Origin of the sequence: Shewanella sp. SP1S1-7 (genome assembly GCF_031932105.1) — a bacterium.
In the GTDB taxonomy this organism is placed as follows: Bacteria; Pseudomonadota; Gammaproteobacteria; order Enterobacterales; family Shewanellaceae; genus Shewanella; species Shewanella baltica.
Genome location: NZ_JAUOEU010000002.1, coordinates 315,785 through 335,073, shown reverse-complemented (window position 1 = coordinate 335,073; position 19,289 = coordinate 315,785). Strand labels below are relative to the sequence as shown.

General features: G+C 47.1%; 15 protein-coding genes and 1 pseudogene. 11 read left to right on the top strand and 5 right to left on the bottom strand.

The genetic code is table 11. From position 1 onward, the window contains the following. Positions 1-94: 94 nt before the first annotated feature. From nagK to nagP, 5 genes are all read left to right on the top strand, one after another. The gene (gene nagK, locus Q4Q49_RS03260) at positions 95-1,030 is read left to right on the top strand and encodes an N-acetylglucosamine kinase (RefSeq protein ID WP_006080664.1); all 936 of its coding nucleotides are present in this window, start codon (positions 95-97) and stop codon (positions 1,028-1,030) included. A gap of 17 nt (positions 1,031-1,047) precedes the next feature. Then, positions 1,048-2,046 carry a glucosamine-6-phosphate deaminase NagB-II gene (nagB-II, locus tag Q4Q49_RS03255; RefSeq protein ID WP_006084998.1) on the top strand — a complete coding sequence of 333 codons (999 nt, stop codon included), beginning with the start codon at positions 1,048-1,050 and terminating at the stop codon, positions 2,044-2,046. 190 nt (positions 2,047-2,236) lie between these two features. Beyond that, entirely contained in the window at positions 2,237-3,373 is a 1,137-nt protein-coding gene (gene nagA / locus Q4Q49_RS03250; protein ID WP_311998620.1) for an N-acetylglucosamine-6-phosphate deacetylase, read from the top strand. A gap of 179 nt (positions 3,374-3,552) precedes the next feature. Then, the gene (gene nagX, locus Q4Q49_RS03245) at positions 3,553-4,707 is read left to right on the top strand and encodes a transmembrane glucosamine N-acetyltransferase NagX (protein ID WP_311998619.1); all 1,155 of its coding nucleotides are present in this window, start codon (positions 3,553-3,555) and stop codon (positions 4,705-4,707) included. Between the two features lie 328 nt (positions 4,708-5,035). Beyond that, positions 5,036-6,334: an N-acetylglucosamine MFS transporter NagP gene (gene nagP, locus Q4Q49_RS03240; protein WP_106651783.1), complete on the top strand. Its 1,299-nt coding sequence runs from the start codon at positions 5,036-5,038 to the stop codon at positions 6,332-6,334. A gap of 102 nt (positions 6,335-6,436) precedes the next feature. Here the strand turns inward: nagP and Q4Q49_RS03235 are convergent, their stop codons facing one another. From Q4Q49_RS03235 to Q4Q49_RS03220, 4 genes are all read right to left on the bottom strand, one after another. Beyond that, a complete protein-coding gene (locus Q4Q49_RS03235) occupies positions 6,437-7,159 on the bottom strand; it encodes a TorF family putative porin (protein ID WP_006080670.1) in 723 nt (240 codons plus the stop codon). Between the two features lie 182 nt (positions 7,160-7,341). Continuing rightward, positions 7,342-7,707 (bottom strand): cupin domain-containing protein, encoded by a 366-nt coding sequence (locus tag Q4Q49_RS03230; RefSeq protein WP_220592273.1) that lies wholly within the window; start codon positions 7,705-7,707, stop codon positions 7,342-7,344. Positions 7,708-7,737: 30 nt separating this feature from the next. After that, on the bottom strand, positions 7,738-9,228 hold the full coding sequence (locus tag Q4Q49_RS03225) for a CoA-acylating methylmalonate-semialdehyde dehydrogenase (protein WP_311998618.1): 1,491 nt from the start codon (positions 9,226-9,228) through the stop codon (positions 7,738-7,740). 69 nt (positions 9,229-9,297) lie between these two features. Then, entirely contained in the window at positions 9,298-10,662 is a 1,365-nt protein-coding gene (locus tag Q4Q49_RS03220) for an aspartate aminotransferase family protein (protein WP_311998617.1), read from the bottom strand. Between the two features lie 279 nt (positions 10,663-10,941). On the opposite strand from Q4Q49_RS03220, the gene Q4Q49_RS03215 reads away from it, so the two are divergent. The 5 genes and pseudogenes from Q4Q49_RS03215 to Q4Q49_RS03195 all read left to right on the top strand — a co-directional run bounded on the left by Q4Q49_RS03215 (position 10,942) and on the right by Q4Q49_RS03195 (position 16,801). After that, a complete protein-coding gene (locus Q4Q49_RS03215) occupies positions 10,942-12,438 on the top strand; it encodes an aldehyde dehydrogenase (protein ID WP_311998616.1) in 1,497 nt (498 codons plus the stop codon). Positions 12,439-13,259: 821 nt separating this feature from the next. Further along, on the top strand, positions 13,260-14,066 hold the full coding sequence (locus Q4Q49_RS03210; protein WP_012588303.1) for a hypothetical protein: 807 nt from the start codon (positions 13,260-13,262) through the stop codon (positions 14,064-14,066). Between the two features lie 560 nt (positions 14,067-14,626). Further along, positions 14,627-15,040 carry a septal ring lytic transglycosylase RlpA family protein gene (locus tag Q4Q49_RS03205; protein ID WP_311998615.1) on the top strand — a complete coding sequence of 138 codons (414 nt, stop codon included), beginning with the start codon at positions 14,627-14,629 and terminating at the stop codon, positions 15,038-15,040. A 291-nt stretch (positions 15,041-15,331) separates the two neighbouring features. Further along, positions 15,332-16,189: a sulfurtransferase gene (locus tag Q4Q49_RS03200; RefSeq protein WP_311998614.1), complete on the top strand. Its 858-nt coding sequence runs from the start codon at positions 15,332-15,334 to the stop codon at positions 16,187-16,189. Positions 16,190-16,288: 99 nt separating this feature from the next. Then, positions 16,289-16,801, top strand: a pseudogene (locus tag Q4Q49_RS03195) (DUF2937 family protein). 252 nt (positions 16,802-17,053) lie between these two features. Here Q4Q49_RS03195 and Q4Q49_RS03190 read toward each other — a convergent pair. Continuing rightward, positions 17,054-18,361 carry an FAD-binding oxidoreductase gene (locus Q4Q49_RS03190; protein WP_311998613.1) on the bottom strand — a complete coding sequence of 436 codons (1,308 nt, stop codon included), beginning with the start codon at positions 18,359-18,361 and terminating at the stop codon, positions 17,054-17,056. A 236-nt stretch (positions 18,362-18,597) separates the two neighbouring features. Here Q4Q49_RS03190 and Q4Q49_RS03185 point away from each other — a divergent pair, with 236 nt between their 5' ends. Next, positions 18,598-19,146, top strand: coding sequence for a cupin domain-containing protein (locus Q4Q49_RS03185; RefSeq protein WP_006080693.1), 549 nt, complete (start codon positions 18,598-18,600; stop codon positions 19,144-19,146). The last annotated feature ends 143 nt before the right edge of the window (positions 19,147-19,289 follow it).

Here is a 19,289-nt window from a genome sequence, read left to right as displayed (position 1 = left end):
TTGCTGTAACATTGAGTTAACTAAAGTTGAGCGCTGTATTAACGGCAAATAATAAGCAACGGTAGCGCTGCATTGATAGGTGAAGAGGGGTGTCATGGGGTTAGTCCAGACAAAAGATCAACAACTGTTTATAGGTGTAGATGGCGGCGGCAGTAAATGTCGAGCCACCATTTACTGCGCAGACGGTACCGTTTTAGGGACAGGTGTTGCAGGACGTGCAAATCCACTGCATGGTCTCACACAAACATTTGAATCCATTGAAGCATCGACTCGCCTGGCGTTGTTGGATGCGGGCATGAACGAGAGCGATAGTCACTTGCTGGTGGCGGGTCTTGGTCTTGCTGGCGTAAATGTCCCTCGGTTATATCAAGACGTTATCAACTGGCAGCATCCTTTTGCGGCCATGTATGTCACCACAGATCTGCATACGGCTTGTATTGGTGCCCACCGCGGTGCCGATGGCGCTGTGATCATCACGGGCACAGGTTCTTGCGGTTATGCCCATGTTGGTGATACCAGCTTGAGTATTGGCGGTTATGGTTTTGCATTAGGTGATAAGGGCAGCGGTGCTTGGCTGGGATTAAAAGCCGCCGAACACGTGTTGTTAGCACTCGATGGCTTTGCCGTACCAACCCGATTAACCGATATGCTGCTGAGCTACTTTAACGTCACCGATGCGCTCGGTATTGTCGAAAATCTAGCCGGTAAATCATCAAGTTGCTATGCCGCATTAGCCAGAAGTGTGCTCGATTGCGCCAGTGAAGGTGACGCGGTCGCGACGGCGATAGTGCAAGAGGGCGCAGATTATATTAGCGACATGGCGCGTAAGCTATTTAGCCTAAATCCGGTGCGTTTTTCGATGATCGGTGGCCTTGCAGAGCCTTTACAAGCCTGGCTCGGTGCCGATGTGGTCGCCAAAATTTCAGAAACCTTAGCACCACCCGAACTCGGTGCTATGTATTTCGCCCAGCAAGAATTTAATAAGTCGTTGTCAGTGCAAATAGGCACTGAAGCCAAATCCTGTATTTGAACGTGAAGGTAAAAGACATGACAAACACTATTATGGAGCAAGAAGCTCGCACCGCACCGCAAAAAATCGCTGGCCAGTTAGAAGCTAACGCTGAAATCATGCAGCAGTTAGGTGAAAAGCTGCGCGCCTTCGATCCCCGTTTTGTAATGATCGTTGGTCGTGGTTCATCGGATCATGCGGGTGTTTTTGCTAAGTACTTATTTGAAATCGAAGCGGGCGTACCGACGTTTGCCGCCGCCCCTTCAGTGGCGAGTGTGTATGGTAAGACCTTGAAACTCGAAGGCGCATTAGTGATTGTGATTTCACAATCTGGCCGTAGCCCTGATATTTTGGCGCAGGCGCGTATGGCAAAAAATGCCGGCGCTTTTTGTGTTGCCTTAGTCAATGATGAAACCGCACCGATTAAAGATATCGTCGATGTTGTTGTGCCTTTACGTGCTGGTGAAGAAAAAGCGGTTGCCGCAACTAAGAGTTACCTCGCAACGTTGTCAGCGATTTTACAACTTGCCGCCGCTTGGACTCAAAGCGAATCGCTTGCTAGCGCCGTCGCTTCTTTACCCCAAGCGCTGCAAACGGCGGTGGACGCTGAGCCACAACTCACGCCAGAATCTGTTGCCGACGTGAAGAACTTAGTCGTACTTGGCCGTGGTTTAGGTTATGCGGTATCTAAGGAAATCGCGCTTAAGTTAAAAGAAGTGTGTTCAATCCATGCTGAAGCATTCAGTAGCGCCGAGTTCCTCCACGGTCCTGTGACCTTAGTTGAGAAAAAACTCACTATCGTTGATGTGTGTATTGGCGATGAATCCTACGCTAGCCACATAGAACAGATTGAAAACGTGAGCCAACGCGGCGCCGATTTAGTGCATCTGAATCAAACCTCGACGGACATTCACCCACGTGTGGCGCCGTTAGCGTTATTACAACGATTCTATATCGATGTGGCTGCGGTTGCGATTGCCCGCGGTATCGATCCCGATCAACCTGCTGGCCTTAAAAAAGTGACGCAAACGCTCTAAGTTACCGAGCTTTAAGCGGCCAACGTTTTAGAGGTTTAGGTGCTGCGGATTAGATCTAGCGGACTTTTAGCTGCACGATTAAGCAGCTGCACGATTAAACCTGTTCAGCTAAGCTCGTGCAGCTAAGCCCTCGCAGTGAACTTAATTTAAGACTTAAGTCACTCGTGTTATTTATTGAAAGAGGTTTGCGATGAAAATCACCCTGATCGCCGAGCGTATTTTCGATGGTGAATATTTCCATCAAGATGTGCCTGTTACTGTCGAAGACGGGCACATTCTGGCGTTTGATACGGTTGTTGGCGCGAAGGAAATCCGCCAAGCCGGAACGCTGGTGCCAGGTTTTATTGATGTGCAAGTGAACGGTGGCGGCGGGGCGTTATTCAATGCCGATCCGAGTGTTAATTGCATTGAAACTATCGGCCGTGCCCATGCACGTTTTGGCACGACCGGATTTTTACCTACGCTTATTACCGATGATGTCAGCGTGATGGCCAATGCAGCCGATGCAGTGGCCGAGGCTTTAGTTAAAGGTAGCGCTGGCGTTTTAGGGGTGCATTTTGAAGGACCACATTTATCTGTGCCTAAAAAAGGTGTGCATCCTCAGGGTTTTATTCGCGAAATAACCGATGCTGAACTCGCGGTATTTTGTCGTCAAGACCTGGGGATTAAAGTCGTCACGCTTGCGCCTGAGAATGTGTCGCCAGAGGTGATCCGCAGGCTCGTTGCTTCGGGCGTGAAGGTATGTTTGGGTCATTCTAATGCTGACTACGATACTGTTGTTGCGGCATTAGCGGCAGGCGCGACGGGCTTTACCCATCTTTATAATGCGATGTCACCACTGGGTTCCCGTGAGCCGGGCATGGTTGGCGCGGCGATTGAAAGTGAAACCGCTTGGTGTGGTTTGATTGTCGACGGTCACCATGTACATCCCGCGGCGGCAAAGGTTGCACTAAGGGCAAAACCGAGGGGCAAGATGATGTTAGTCACCGATGCTATGCCGCCAGTTGGTATGGAGGATGAGACTAGCTTCGAGCTCTTTGGTACTCGAGTGTTAAGAGTCGGCGACAGATTAAATGCCGTGACAGGTGAGCTGGCGGGCTGTGTGCTCGATATGGCAACTGCGGTCAATAATACTGTGAACTTGTTGGGTTTACCTTTGGCGGAAGCCTTGAGAATGGCGGCGTTATATCCCGCACAGTTCCTCGGGATTGACCATAAGGCTGGCCGTTTAGCACTGGGACATAGGGCTGACTTTGTCTTGCTCGATGCGCAGAACAAAGTGCAGGCAAACTACATTGCGGGACAAGCCGTTTATGCACACCCTTAAATTGCATTTACATTTGCAGTTTAGGTGATTTTTAACATCTGGCCCTTGTCGTATTTTGATGACAGGGGCTAAGTTTTTTTATTGTACAGCACTAATTTTAAACAGTATTAGTTTTGTACAGTATTAGTTTTGCTCAACTTTTATAAAAGCTTTTAATAACAATAATAAAGGATGATGGCATGGGGACGACACAGACAAACGCAATTGAGCCTGTAAAGGTGAATAAACCTAGGTTGATGTCGCTGGATGCACTGCGCGGCTTCGATATGTTTTGGATTTTGGGCGGTGAGGCTTTGTTTGGTGGCTTGCTTATTCTAACGGGCTGGGCAGGTTGGCAATGGGGCGATGAACAAATGCACCATAGCCAATGGCATGGTTTTCACTTCTACGATTTGATTTTTCCGCTGTTTATTTTCCTCTCTGGTGTGGCCTTAGGTTTATCCCCTAAACGTTTAGATAAATTACCTATGAAGGAGCGATTACCTGTGTATCGTCACGGGATTAAACGACTCTTTTTATTGCTGTTACTGGGCATTTTATACAATCACGGTTGGGGTACGGGCGCGCCTGCCGATCCTGAAAAAATTCGTTATGCCAGTGTGTTAGGCCGCATCGCCTTTGCATGGTTCTTTGCCGCATTATTGGTGTGGCATACGAGTCTACGAACCCAAATTATCGTCGCTTTGGGTATTTTGCTCGGTTACGGCGCAATGCAACTTTGGTTACCTTTCCCTGGTGGACAGGCAGGCGTGCTCTCGCCAACGGAATCCATCAATGCCTATGTCGATTCGATGTTATTACCCGGCGTGAGCTATCAGGGACGTACACCCGATCCTGAAGGTTTACTGTCGACCATCCCCGCCATAGTCAATGCGTTAGCGGGTGTGTTTGTTGGCCACTTTATTGTTAAATCCCATCCTAAAGGAGAGTGGGCCAAAGTGGGGTTGCTCGCCGCTGCGGGTGGCGTTTTGTTAGCCTTCGGTTGGCTGTTAGATCTTGTTATTCCGGTCAATAAAGAGCTGTGGACCAGTTCATTTGTGCTGGTGACGTCGGGCTGGAGCATGATACTGCTGGCGGTATTCTATGCCTTAGTCGATGTGCTTAAGTGGCAAAAAGCCGCATTTTTCTTCGTAGTGATAGGCACCAACGCCATCATTATTTACTTAGCGTCGAGCTTAGTGGATTGGAAATATATCGCCCAAAGCGTGTTTGGCGGCTTAGTGCTGGCCTTGCCTGAAAGCGCTCAAGCGTTAGCTGCGGTTATCAGCTTGCTCGCGGTGCAGTGGCTGGTTTTATATTGGATGTATCGCCGCAATATTTTTGTCAGAATTTAGTCAGTTGGCTTAATCGCTTGAGATCAGCCGCACGCACTCAGTGTCTGCGGCTTTTTTTACATTATTTTCTGGATGTGAGTCATCACTTACTTATAACTTATCAGTTAGCCAATCGATGATTACGAGGGAATATTCGCGAGAATTTATTAAATGACAGCGTTGTCTTTTTGTGTTATTTGTTTTAACATCACTGAAACAATGGTGCGTTTGGATGATAACATTAGCCATTGCGGACGAGTCGCGATACGGATATTCGGGAACTTAGGCATTAATGTGAACCCCGTTATCACCTCAATAATTAATTACTATAAGAAGCAGGTTTATGGAAATGACACTCGATAAAAGCCAGCAAAAAAGCAGCTTTCTCCCCATGGCCATAGTGGCCGCTCTCTTTTTCATCCTCGGATTCGCCACTTGGTTGAATGGTTCTTTGATGCCGTATTTGAAACAAATATTGCAACTCAATCCCTTTCAAGCGTCGTTGATCCTGTTTTCTTTTTATATCGCAGTGACCTTTACTGCCTTGCCATCCGCTTGGCTTATTCGCAAAGTCGGTTATAAGAATGGTATGGCGATTGGCATGGGCGTGATGATGTTGGCGGGTTTACTGTTTATCCCCGCCGCAGAAACCCAAATATTTGCCTTATTCCTTTTCGCCCAATTAGTGATGGGCGCGGGCCAAACTCTATTACAAACTGCGGTTAACCCTTATGTGGTGCGTTTAGGCCCTGAAGAATCCGCCGCTGCCCGTGTGAGTGTGATGGGTATTTTGAATAAAGGTGCGGGTGTGATTGCGCCTTTGGTGTTCTCTGCACTGATTTTAGACAGTTTTAAAGACCGTATTGGTACTGAGCTGACTCAAATTCAAATTGAAGAAATGGCCGACGGCCTAGTATTCCCTTATTTAGGCATGGCGATTTTTATCGGAATTTTAGCGCTAGCGGTAAAAAAATCCCCATTACCTGAATTATCCAATGAAGATGAAGTAGCTGAAAATACCGATAAAGGCCAACTTAAAGCGGCACTGTCTCACCCTAACTTAGCCTTTGGCGTGCTGGCGCTGTTTGTGTATGTGGCGGTGGAAGTGATCGCTGGTGACACTATCGGCACTTTTGCGCTATCACTCGGGGTTGAACATTACGGGGTGATGACCTCCTATACTATGGTGTGTATGGTGCTAGGTTACACGCTCGGTATCCTATTAATTCCTCGCTTTATTTCACAGCCTAAGGCCTTGATGGTGTCGGCCATTTTAGGTTTGCTACTGACATGCGGTATTTTGTTCGGCGACAATAACTCCTACGCTATCGCGAATGTTGTGTTAGTGCCTTTTGGTGGTGTTGCGTTGCCAGACACCCTGTTGATGATTGCCTTCCTTGGTTTAGCTAATGCGATTGTTTGGCCTGCGGTGTGGCCGCTAGCTTTGTCTGGTATGGGTAAATTGACCAGTACAGGTTCTGCGCTGCTTATCATGGGGATTGCAGGTGGCGCCTTTGGTCCCGTGTCTTGGGGCTTAATGAGTTCGGCGACAGATATGGGTATGCAGGGCGGTTATATGGTGATGTTGCCCTGTTATCTGTTCATTCTGTTCTACGCGGTGAAAGGCCATAAGATGCGTAGTTGGTAGACAAGTCAGCTTGAATAGCTAAAAAGAAGCCCTCGATGATGAGGGCTTCTTTGTGTCTTAGTTTATCTAAGCGGTTCTTGTGAACTTTACACTAAGGCCAAATTAGAACGCGTAACTTACGCTAGCAAGCACGGTATCTGAGTTTTTAAATACACCATCAGAGACCTTTTGATCGCCGCTAAGATCTGTGCCTAACCAAGCAAGAGAAAGCCCAAAACCTGATAGTTCAGTCGATACGCCAACAGAGTAATCTGAGTAGCTATCAAAACCTTCACCGTCATCTAATGCATCACCCACGTTATAGCCGTAGTGCAGATCGAGGCTCCAGTTCTCAACAAATTCATAGGAATAGTTAAGCTCAGCGTAGTGATAGTCTAAATCAGTGCCGCCATAGTCATTGGTGTACCAGTAAGCGGCGCGAAAGCCTTTAAAATCCATACCAGCCGTGACTTCAAAGTAGCCAATGTCACTTTCGCCAGAGTAGTTATAACGGTTAAGGGTAATGTCATAGGTCAGATCTTCATTGATCTCACCGCCATAGGCGACATAGAAATCGTATTCGATCGCAGGGCCGTTATAACCTGGCTCATCAAAATCCACGTTACTTGCCCAAGCACCGACAGAGAAACCCGAGTCGAAGCTCCAATCAATACCGCCTTGCAGGGCTGGATCGCCAGCGGTTTGTGAAACGCCGCGGAAACGATAGTCGTTAGTGAGACTAATTTCCCCTGTTACTTCGGCGGCGGCCATGCCGGAGAATAGGGTCGTGGTTAGCGCGAGTCCGACAAGCTGTACCAGCCGTTTTTTATTCAGATTGTTATACACGGTATTTCTCCCATTTTCTTTGTTGACTCGGACGTGTTACTGGCGGCCATGGTTATTCAATCGTGCCAGTGCATCCGTTGGTTTGCCAAACAACAGCCTAGGAAAACCCGTTGCTGTGACCTCATGGCGAGTATTGCTAAGATAACTTAGCTTGTTTGAGGCTAACATCAGCCTCGTTGATCTCACTTTTGTTCGAAAATGACGTAAACCTTGCGGCAGGGTTCCACGACTTCCCAAGTGCCTTGAAAACCCGCGGGTATAATAAACCTGTCGCCCACAGTGAACGTCTGCGATTGACCTTGAAGATCTGTGATAACACTTATCCCTTCGAGGATTTCGCAGTACTCGTATTCAGTGTAGTTTATTTTCCAAGCGCCTGATTCACTTTGCCAAATTCCACTGTGAAATTGATCACAAGGGCTAGAATAATGATTCTCTAACCCTTGAGTTGGATTGCCTGCTAACAACTTTTCCGTCGGTAACTGATAGGTCTCGACGGCTGTTTGCGCCGTAGCAAAGCGAATAATAGCGTTGATACTCACAGTCATTTGCGATTTCCTTGTTGAGCTGACATTCGGCTATTTCATCGTAGGCATTACAAACTCGGCTTGAGTCTGTTTACCCACGGGCCAGCGGGCAGTAATTGCCTTACGTTTGGTATAAAAACGCACGCCATCTGGACCATGCATGTGCAGCGGCCCAAAGAGTGATCGCTTCCAACCGCCAAAACTGTGGAACGCCATTGGTACCGGGATCGGCACGTTCACCCCAACCATACCCACTTGTACGTGGTGGCAGAAATGTCGCGCCGCTTCACCACTTTGGGTGAAAATCGCCGTGCCATTGCCAAATTCGTGTTGGTTAATCAGCTCAAGCGCCGTCGGGTAATCTTTCACGCGCACAATCGCCAGCACTGGGCCAAAGATTTCTTCGCGGTAGATGCTCATTTCAGGCGTGACGTGGTCGAACAAACAGGCGCCGAGGAAATAGCCCTGTGGATTTTCTTCAATACTCAGTTTACGGCCATCGACCAGCAGCGCTGCGCCTTCTTGCACACCGGCTTCAACATATTGGGTGACCTTGGCAAGGTGCTGTTTTGAGATCAGCGGACCCATTTCCATCTCTGGCGTCAGGCCGTTGCCGACTTTTAAGCTTTGGATTTGCGGTAGCAGTTTTTCCACTAACGCATCGCCCACATCACCTACCGCGAGCACGACTGAAATCGCCATACAACGCTCGCCAGCACTGCCGTAAGCTGCACCCATTAAGGCGCTAACGGCTTGATCTAAATCCGCATCTGGCATGAGTAACATATGGTTTTTCGCGCCGCCTAAGGCTTGCACGCGTTTGCCATGTTTAGAGGCTGTGCTGTAGATGTATTCGGCAATCGGCGTTGAGCCCACAAAGCTCACCGCTTGCACATCTTTATGGGTGAGTAAGGTATCGACGGCTTCTTTGTCGCCGTTAATCACGTTAAACACGCCATCGGGAAGGCCCGCTTCTTTAAGCAATTCGGCAATTCGCATCACCGAGCTTGGGTCTTTTTCCGAGGGTTTCATAATAAAGGTGTTACCGCAGGCAATCGCGATTGGGAACATCCACATGGGAACCATCACGGGGAAGTTAAAGGGCGCTATGCCTGCGACAACACCTAAAGCTTGATTAACTGACCAAGAATCGACACCGCCACCGACTTGCTGGGTATGTTCTCCTTTAAGCAAGTGCGGTATACCACAGGCAAATTCGACCACTTCGAGACCACGGATCAACTCGCCCTTAGCATCGTCGATCACTTTGCCGTGCTCGCGGGTGATAAGCTGCGCCATTTCATCTAGGTTCTGCTCAACTAAGGCTTTGAATTTAAATAACACTCGAGCGCGGTTGAGCGGTGTCACCTGTGACCAGGTTTCAAAGGCGGTTTTAGCGATTGCGATGGCTTCACCCACTTCAGTTTCGCTTGCGAGTGAGACTTGGCCACGTAGTTCACCCGTGGCGGGTTCAAAAATATCTTGGGTTCTGCTACTGGCAGGAGTGTGCTGACCATTAACAAAGTGAGTGATCTTGAGCATAGTTAACCTTTGATGTTCCCCGCCGCAGCGGGGTGTTAAATGTGAGAGTGGAACGAACCGCTGGCGCTATTATCCAACGGCGTTAATGGCATCGCTTAGGCTATTAACCATTTGGTCAATTTCGCGTTTATCGACAATCAGTGGCGGTGACATGGCAATAATGTCGCCCGTGGCTCGCACTAAAGTGCCGTGGCGGAAGCAGTGTTCAAACACGCCGTAACCCCGTTTACCCGCGCCTTGAGCGTTAGGGGAGAATTGAATCCCAGCGACTAGCCCTGTGTTGCGAATATCAATCACATTCGACAACCCTTTGAGGCTGTGCACGGCATCTTCAAAGTAGCGCTCAAGCTCAAAGCTGCGCTCGAATAATTGCTCATTCTCATAAATCGATAGGGTGGCAAGCGCCGCCGCGGCAGCCACTGGATGACCGGAATAGGTGTAGCCGTGGAAGAACTCAATCAGTTCATTGGGGCCTTGCATGCAAGTGTCGTGGATAAAATCTTGCACAAACACTGCGCCCATAGGAATCGCACCGTTATTGATGGCTTTAGCCGTGGTGATAATGTCTGGAATAACGCCCCAACGCTGACTCGCGAAGGCGGCGCCAACGCGGCCAAAAGCGGTAATGACTTCATCAAAAATCAGTAGGATGCCATGCTTTTTAGTGATTTCACGCAGACGTTTTAAGTAACCTTGTGGCGGCAATATTACCCCAGCTGAACCTGACATTGGTTCAACGATCACGGCGGCAATATTCTCGGCGCCATGCAGGGTCACTAGTTGTTCTAATACTTCGGCTTTTTCAGCGCCAAAGTGCGAGAGTCCGCGGGTAAATGCCGCATTTTGGATATCTAAGGTATGAGGTAAGTGATCGACGCCCTGCAGTAATTGGCCGCTAAATGCCTTGCGATTATTGCTTAACCCTCCCACGGAGATGCCGCCAAAGCCGACACCGTGGTAACCCAATTCGCGCCCGATAAAGCGAGTGCGTGAGGCTTGACCGTTGGCTCTGTGATAGCAAAGTGCCATCTTAAGTGCTGTATCGACGGACTCAGAACCTGAGTTAGTAAAGAAGACTTTGTTTAATCCTTCAGGACTGAGCTCGACTAAGCGCTCGGCAAGTTCAAAGGCAATGGGGTGACCCATTTGGAAGGAGGGCGCGTAATCCATCTCTTTAATTTGTTTGCTGACCGCTTCGCTGATTTCTTTGCGACCATGGCCTGCGTTACAACACCATAAACCGGCGGTAGCATCTAATACCTTATTGCCATCAATATCTGTGTAATACATGCCTTCCGCTTTGGTGAGTAACCGCGGGTTGGCTTTGAATTGGCGGTTGGCGGTAAAAGGCATCCAGAAATGTTCAAGTGAGGGATGCTCAGTTGAAGATTGATGTGAAGCATCACTTGAGGAATTGAGCGGCAAATCGGCCATAGTGTCTACCTTGTCCTGTATTTTCAGGTCTTGTTTTAGGGTGGCTAATATTTGCTATGCTATGTTAGAAATAATGAACATGGAAGAGCTGTGTGCAGTTATTTGTGGCAAAAAAGCTATTTTTGTAAAAAATATTGAATTTTATTGCTCAAACAGCGTAATCTGAAGCTCGGATTACGACTGTGATGATGTGTAGCATTTGCGCTAATGTCGTCACATATCACTATTTCTTGTCGATGAACGATAAACCACACCTATGCGAACTATTAAGAGGTCATCATGAGCACACCGAAGAAACGCAGCGAATGGGAAAGTCTTGCTGCCAGCCTGTCTATTAATGGGAAGGCGTTTATCAATGGCGAATACCAAGATGCCGTTTCGGGTAACACCTTTGATTGTATTAGCCCTATCGATGGCCGCTTGCTGGTAAAAGTGGCGAGTTGCGATCTTGCGGATGCCAATCTTGCGGTTGCCAATGGCCGCAGCGTATTCGATTCCGGTGTTTGGTCGCAGCAGTCTCCAGTAAAGCGCAAACAAGTGATGATACGTTTCGCCGAATTACTCGAAGAAAATGCCAATGAACTCGCATTGTTGGAAACCCTCGACATGGGTAAACCCATTCGTTTCTCTAAAGCGGTGGATGTGGCGGGCGCCGCCCGTGCGATTCGCTGGTCTGGCGAAGCGATTGATAAAATTTACGATGAACTCGCACCAACCGCTCACAATGAAATAGGCATGATCACCCGTGAACCAGTCGGTGTTGTCGCTGCGATTGTGCCGTGGAACTTCCCTATGCTGATGGCGTGTTGGAAGCTCGGGCCTGCACTTGCTACAGGTAACAGTGTGGTATTAAAACCCTCTGAAAAATCTCCCTTAACGGCAATCCGCATGGCACAACTCGCCATTGAAGCCGGGATCCCACAAGGCGTACTAAACGTGTTGCCAGGATTTGGCCATACCGTAGGTAAAGCCTTAGCCCTGCATATGGATGTGGATACGTTGGTGTTTACAGGTTCCACCAAAATCGCAAAACAATTAATGATTTACGCTGGCGAGTCGAACATGAAACGCGTGTGGTTAGAGGCCGGAGGCAAGAGCCCCAATATCGTCTTTAATGACGCGCCAGATCTGAAAGCCGCTGCCGTTGCTGCGGCCGAAGCCATTGCCTTTAACCAAGGTGAAGTTTGCACCGCAGGTTCGCGTTTGCTGGTGGAATCAGGGGTGAAAGATGAGCTTATCGCGCTTATCGCAGAGGAGCTAGCCTCATGGCATCCGGGTCATCCACTCGATCCTGCGACGGTGAGCGGCGCCGTAGTCGATAAACAACAGTTAGACACAGTGCTCAGTTATATCAAAGCGGGTAAAGATGAAGGTGCAACCTTAGTCCACGGTGGTAGCCAAGTTATGACCGATACTGGCGGTGTGTATGTGCAGCCAACGGTATTTTCTAACGTAAACAATCAGATGAAAATTGCCAGTGAAGAGATCTTTGGCCCTGTGCTATCTGTTATTGAATTCAATGGCATGGAAGAAGCGATATCAATAGCCAACGATACCATCTACGGTTTAGCCGCTGGCGTGTGGACTTCGGATATTAGCAAGGCCCATAAAACTGCTAAAGCCCTGCGCGCTGGCATGGTGTGGATCAACCATTACGATGGTGGCGATATGACAGCGCCGTTCGGTGGCTATAAACAGTCAGGTAATGGCCGAGATAAATCTCTGCACTCCTTCGACAAATACACAGAACTGAAAGCGACTTGGATCGTGTTATAAGCGTTCTGTTTTTATAGCCGCTCTTTTTTGTCTATATAAGAGAATGAGCCGCTTTCGCTCAATACTAAAACCTCTTTTCATATTACATGGAAAGAGGTTTTTATTTTTAGGGCGGTTTTGCCCCAAAGCAAGATTATTGAATCGTCAGTTGTGCTGCATTTATTGCCATTGTTTCCCCAGTGACTCGCCACCTCCCTTTATTTCACAAGAAGTATCCCTGAGGGCCCTTCTAAAACATTCATGTTTTAGAAGGTCACAGGTGCAACATTAATTGTCATTGCTTTCCCAGTGACTCGCCGTAAATATATCCCTATAGGCTCGACGGCGGCATCCATGCCGCCAACGGTCACTGGTACAACAATGCCAATCCTCACTAACCCTATCGCTGTTCGTGTAGCTAAAAAGCTATTGCCCCTTAGAAAGTTGCCAGTTGCGTCGCAAAAAACGGACTTTGTGCCCTAAAAATTCTCATATATTTCGCTTGGTGTTAGTCGCCAGCGATTTGTCAAAACTGTGCGATTATTCAGCCGTATTTAACTCATAAGAATTCCGAGCTATTTTTAGCCTGCACTCGTGCGCGTCCTCTCATTTTAGCTAAGTAAAATATCATTAAAATTAAAAGCTTAACCATTTGATTGAGTAGATGATAGGTTTTGGAAATGCCATGCGCGTTTTTCCGGATGGTATATTTGATGGAAAGCTGATAAGTTCTTTGCAATACATGTAGTTAACTATGCGCATTTTTACTGGTCTAATGAGGTAAACGCGCATGCGCACTATACAAAGGTTGGAACCATTTCAGAATATGGAGTAATTCTTAGATGCCAGATGACGTTGAATACATTAATGTCGAATCATTCATTAAAGAAAGAAATAGAAGCCTTCACTATCAGAAAGCGGTTATCGAGAGAATTGAAAGACAGAATAGAAGAAGACGCTTGTATTTTCTGATTTTATTACTGCCTATGCTGTCATTAATGATATCACTCTCACTGCTATTAATTGGCGAAGACAGGCATTTACAAAAAGAATCATTACAAAAAGATATTGTGACAATTGTTTCAAATGGCGGTGATCTTGAAGCAATAAAGCAGTCTTTGCGAACTCAGCCAACAGTAAATTCGATGAAAGTCCTATATTCCCATAAGTCCGATTATTATCGCGTGGACGTTCCACTTTCGGTTGTTTTAAGTGATATCCGTGTTAATGCCTTTAGAGAAGGTAAAAAAGATTTACTGCCTACTATTGAGCCAATTATCAGAGAGTACGACGAAGTCAATCCATTTGATAAATTACAGGTTGGTCAAAAAGACTACTTCGAAAACATTCGTATCAAATCAGGAGAGAAGTATCCTGATATAGTTAATGATATAAATAACCTAGTAGATGAATTGCACGAGAAAAATATGCTGGTTGATGAGTATCTTGGCGACTCGAAAATGTCATTCTGGATTTCAATCATTGCAGTTGCGCTGTCTCTTTTAATTGGTGGGTATCAAATATTTACTGGACGGCCGGAGGCTATGAAAAAGTTATTTCTTGATGTTGCGGCTGAACAAAAGTCTTCTACAAACAAAGGTTTTAACAAGTCAAGTAACGCGTACGCTGCAAGCAGCGCTGGTTCTTGATATATTACGCCATAGAAATTTTAATCTGAAACTCACGAATTAGAGCTAGGAATCTAGCTCGCTTTTGTCCAAAAGCGTGCAGCGTAACGCTTTTAAATCTATAGGTTACGCTAATGCAAAAAAGGTGAGCCATGGTGATTGGCGAGACGACCGTCCGCCCCATGGACGGGTCGGTCGAGCATCCACGGATGGACTTGCTGCGTGTCGGTGAGCGAATGCCATGGCAAGCCTGTGTGAGTGGATATCAGTAAACACTAAACAGCTAACAACTAAGATTACAGGCCCCAAAAACTAGTCTACAACACATATGTACATATATGTCTGTTTCTAAGTCAGTATGTCCACAACCTTTTGACTTCAAACCGAGAGTATTCACCTGTAAATACGTGATTTTAGAGTGCAACTGCTGTAGCCTCGTGGAAATTTATTGTTTCTTGTTCTGATCTTTTAGGATGCAAGCTTCGAGCTTTGCCATCTAAGGTTGTTGGTTATTTTCCCCGTGACTTTTGCTGAGCCTTTCGCTTGTCAGCAATGCGTTCACTCATTAGAGAGGGTGTCATGTGAATGCACTTCAAAACCTAATTAGGCAGTTCCATTTCGTTAAACTAGCTGTACTGGCATTGTTAAGTTTTTTGGCTGGCTGTTCTTCAATGCAGACGGGTGAAAATGGAAACTGGGTGGGATTCACTGAATCGGGTAAAGCTTCCTTTTATGGGGATAAACATCAAAATAAGCAGACGGCCAGCGGTGAGCTTTACAAACATAAATTAAAGACGGCGGCGCATAAAAAGTTACCCTTTGGATCGAGTGTTAAGGTCACCAATGTCGATAACGGCAAAAGTGTGATTGTAAAAATCAATGATAGAGGGCCTTTCGTGCGTGGCCGCATTATTGATCTGTCTAAATCGGCGTTCAGTAGTATAGGCAACACTTCTTCTGGCTTGATTGACGTGAAAATTGAAGTCATTAAGTAGCGGCTATTTCGAAAGCAGCTGTCTAGAAAAGAACTGTTGCGAAAAGGGCTATCTCGAACACGTTCATATCGAAAAGATCGTTTTTGAAAGCAGCATCATTAAAAATGAGCAGTTTGAAAGCACTCTCTTCAAAATATGGCTTCGCCGCAATTTAATGATTGAGTGCATGAAATCGAGTCGACGCTTTTAAATAAAATCCCACAGCAGACAATTTGTTAAGCCGATATTTGGGCTTTACGGCATTTGGTGAGAGACTAGCGGCAGACTTGGATAACAGTAAAAGGACCCGCTATGGAATACCCACTTGTTAGTACGCAGTGGCTCGAAGCACACCTCACCGATCCCCATTTAGTCCTGCTCGATGCCAGTATGGAAACCGTTATTGGTAAAGAACCCCTAGTTTACGATGAGCCTATTTGTATCCCGCGCTCACGCAGGTTCGATGTGGAAAATGTGTTTTGCGATAAGACTTCAACTCAAATCCATGCCTTGCCGACGTTTGAGCAATTCAGCCAAGGGATAGCGCAACTTGGGATTGAGGCCGACAGTGTTATCGTTATCTATGATAACCAAGGTATTTATTCAGCTCCACGGGCGTGGTGGACCTTTAAAGTCATGGGTTTTAATCGAGTCTATGTACTCGATGGTGGCTTGCCTCAGTGGATTGAAGAAGACCGCATCACCTCATCGCGTTATCAAGCTGAAGGCGTCGATTACGGCCCGACGGATATCGATACTTTGGCGGGTGTGCTGCAATACCACCCCGAGCGGGTGATGGATGCCGAGGCCGTGTTATCACGTATTGAAGATGCCGAAACCGCGATTGTCGATGCCCGTGGTGCGCCACGCTTTTTAGGCCAAGTGAGTGAGCCGCGCCCCGGTGTGCGCTCAGGACATATTCCTCGCTCGGTGAACTTACCCTTCGCTCAGGTGCTCGATGGCAATAAAATCAAAACGGCCAGTGAGTTACAGGCGATTTATCAAGGGCTAGCAGCGGACAAGTCCGCACGGATATTTAGCTGTGGCTCTGGGATTACGGCGTGTATTTTGATCTTGGCTTCGGTTGCGGCAGGGCATACACATCCCATCCTCTACGATGGCTCGTGGGCGGATTGGGGCAGTCGTACCGATCTGCCAATTGAGTGCTAATTGTGCCGTGCATTGATTGAGTCAGTACAGTTTTGAGCATTATGTCATTGCAGTGTCGTAACCGCTGCGTTGTTTGGCTAGATCACCAAGGAGGATCCCTTGATTGGCAGATTGATTGATAAGTTGGTTTTTGGGTTGATTCTTGTGATTGCCTTGCAGTTGCCGCAACTTGCTGATCATTATCAGCAATTTCTCGCTGGACTCTATGCATCGACCCAATGGCAGGTAGAAGGCTACGAGGCAACGGCTAAGGAATAGCATTATGCCGATGCTGAGGCCATGATTGCCCGTCACCAGCAAAATGAGGAGCCTAGCGTGCGTGCCGACGCCGAGCAAAAGGTACAGACAATCGAGCTTTATAAAGAGTTAACACAAGGCTTGGCGATGTTTAACACGGGCAATTTGTTTGAGAAAACTGCCTATATGTTTAATCCCGTTCGCTTTGATTATCTTGAGAAAACCGTCAGTAACTTTAAGCCTGGGATACCTTTAACCACCAGTGGGATTGGTTTTGGCGTTGTGGTGGCGTTAGTCGTGCATTATCTCGGGTCAATCCCTTTTATCCTGTGGGCAAGGCGTAGAAAGCGGCAGAGATTAGCGAGAGCAAATTAGCTTTTAAAAGTTGTTATGGTTCTCAGACCGAGGTTATCTCTTAGGCGAGGCTTAGCGTTGTTGCAGCCTTAATTTTACTGAATGACTCGTATCTAAATGACGAGTGGTTAAATGGTTCGTGCTTATAACAATGATGCCCATCGGATTGTTTATCCGATGGGCATCATGCGTTATGGTTTAAAACCAGTCCTTAAAACCAGTCCTTAAGACCAGCCCTTAACATCTGTTCTTGAAAAATGCTTTAAATAAGCTTTAAAACAAGTCTTTGAATCTGTGATACAACATGCCAGCCGCGAGCATAGGTGAACGAAATGTCGGGCCGCCGGGGAAGGTCATGTGTTTGATTTTTGCGAACACATCGAAATGTCCTGCCTGCTGGCAGATAGCCTCGGCCAGCAGTTTTGCCGCCATGTGAGTGGCATTCACCCCATGTCCTGCATAGGCTTGGGCGTAGAAAATATTATTGGCATCGGGCAGGCGACCAATTTGTGGCATACGGTTAGCCCCAATACCTATCATGCCACCCCATTCATAATCGATACGCACGCCTTTTAACTGCGGGAACACCTTCTCCAGATTCGGTCTTAGTGCTGCTTCAATATCTCTGGGGTCTTTACCTGAGTAAGTGCAAAGGCCACCAAACAGCAGTCGACGATCTGCGGATAAGTGAAAGTAATCTAAGGCAATTCGCATATCGGCGAAGGCCATATTCTGCGGGATAATGCTCGCACATTGGGCCGCAGTTAAGGGCTCGGTCGCCAATAAATAACTGCCAGCGGGTAACACTTTGCCCCCAACAAAACTGTTAAGTTTGTGGCCAATATACGCATTGCCAGCCAGTACCAAGTATTGGCAAGTGACTTCGCCCTTGGGGGTGATGACTTTAGGTTTAGCGCCTTGAATGATTTTTCCGGCGGCGCTGTATTCAAATAACTGTGCGCCCAGATTACGGGCGACGCGGGCCTCACCCAGAGCAAGATTCAGTGGGTGTAAATGGCCGCTGCCCATATCAACCAGCGCACCTTGATAAAAATCTGAGACTATGACTTCACCTAATTGCGGCTTAGTTAACAGCTTGATTTCTTGCTGATAACCCATGGCCTTGAGTGCGCTAAATTCTTCTTCAAGCTCATCCATGTGACGAGGTTTAACTGCTAAGTCGCAATAACCCATTTGCAGATCGCAGTCGATACTGTGTTCTTGTATGCGATTTCGCACAATTTCGACGGCTTCAAAGCCCATCTGTTGGATTGCTTGAACACCTTCAGTGCCGATTTCACTGTGAAATTGTGCAGGGTCATGGCCTATGCCGCGAATGAGTTCGCCGCCGTTTCGGCCCGATGCGCCCCAGCCAATGCGCTTGGCTTCTAATAGGACGACACTCATGCCGCGCTGTGCGAGTTCTATGGCGGTATTGATACCGCTAAAGCCGCCGCCCACTATGCAGACATCGGCACTGATATTGCCTTCGAGTTGTGGGTACGCGTAAATTTCTTTAGCAGTATCAACATAATAAGAGTGTGGGTACTGTTCGCTGTGCACTGGAGGTTTGCTTGCCATTATGGCTCCAAAAAATTGTTTTTATTGTAAATTGGACTTGTCTCAGTATACTCATCACACTTTTAACATGACGCAAAAAAGTGTTCGTTTTATTTAACACGCTTTTTATGTAGAATACAATGAAAGCAGTAAAACACGCGCTTTTTGGGCGAAAATGCGTTCTGGATGGTGTTTATCCTGAACAACCTGTTCGTCATCTATCGGGGTTGACCCGAGCCTTTAGGGGGATGTGAAATTTGGATATTGGAGCCAGCCTCAAAACTGTTCGAAAAATGAAAGGCTTATCTCAACGAGAATTGGCCAAACGTGCTGGAGTGACTAACAGTACGATTTCAATGATCGAGAAAAACAGTGTTAGCCCGTCAGTCAGCTCTCTAAAAAAAGTGCTGTCGGGTATCCCGATGTCTTTAGTGGATTTTTTCTCCATTGAAGCCTCTGCGGATAGTGAGCAAAAGGTCGTCTATCGATCCAATGAATTACTGGATATCGGCACTGGACCACTTGAATTTAAGCTGATCGGCCGTGACTATCCCAACCGTGCTATGTCAGTGATGAGTGAAATTTATCCGCCCGGTTCAGATACGGGTGAAGAAATGCTGAAGCACGAAGGTGAAGAGGCTGCCATGGTGATCGAAGGTAAATTCGAACTCACTGTGGGTGATGAAGTGTATATTTTGGAAGCGGGTGACAGTTACTACTTTAACAGTGAAGTGCCCCATAGATTCCGCAATCCCTTTGATGAACCTTGCCGTCTGGTGAGTGCGACTACGCCTGCGAACTTCTAGTTAAGTCATTAACTTATCCTATTATTTAACACCTTAGGCCACTCATTCGCTAAAAGTGAGTGGCGTAATACTGTTATTCAACATAATTGCGGATTTACCTACTTTCTAATTCTGTCATATTTGTTATATATCCTCTTCTTTGT

Coding starts and splice junctions, on each gene's coding strand:
- Q4Q49_RS03230 (WP_220592273.1), bottom strand. CDS start 7,707: ATGACTGTGAGTATCAACGCTATTATTCGCTTTGCTACGGCGCAAACA.
- nagP (WP_106651783.1), top strand. CDS start 5,036: ATGACACTCGATAAAAGCCAGCAAAAAAGCAGCTTTCTCCCCATGGCC.
- Q4Q49_RS03215 (WP_311998616.1), top strand. CDS start 10,942: ATGAGCACACCGAAGAAACGCAGCGAATGGGAAAGTCTTGCTGCCAGC.
- Q4Q49_RS03210 (WP_012588303.1), top strand. CDS start 13,260: ATGCCAGATGACGTTGAATACATTAATGTCGAATCATTCATTAAAGAA.
- Q4Q49_RS03225 (WP_311998618.1), bottom strand. CDS start 9,228: ATGCTCAAGATCACTCACTTTGTTAATGGTCAGCACACTCCTGCCAGT.
- nagA (WP_311998620.1), top strand. CDS start 2,237: ATGAAAATCACCCTGATCGCCGAGCGTATTTTCGATGGTGAATATTTC.
- nagK (WP_006080664.1), top strand. CDS start 95: ATGGGGTTAGTCCAGACAAAAGATCAACAACTGTTTATAGGTGTAGAT.
- Q4Q49_RS03200 (WP_311998614.1), top strand. CDS start 15,332: ATGGAATACCCACTTGTTAGTACGCAGTGGCTCGAAGCACACCTCACC.
- nagX (WP_311998619.1), top strand. CDS start 3,553: ATGGGGACGACACAGACAAACGCAATTGAGCCTGTAAAGGTGAATAAA.
- Q4Q49_RS03190 (WP_311998613.1), bottom strand. CDS start 18,361: ATGGCAAGCAAACCTCCAGTGCACAGCGAACAGTACCCACACTCTTAT.
- nagB-II (WP_006084998.1), top strand. CDS start 1,048: ATGACAAACACTATTATGGAGCAAGAAGCTCGCACCGCACCGCAAAAA.
- Q4Q49_RS03220 (WP_311998617.1), bottom strand. CDS start 10,662: ATGGCCGATTTGCCGCTCAATTCCTCAAGTGATGCTTCACATCAATCT.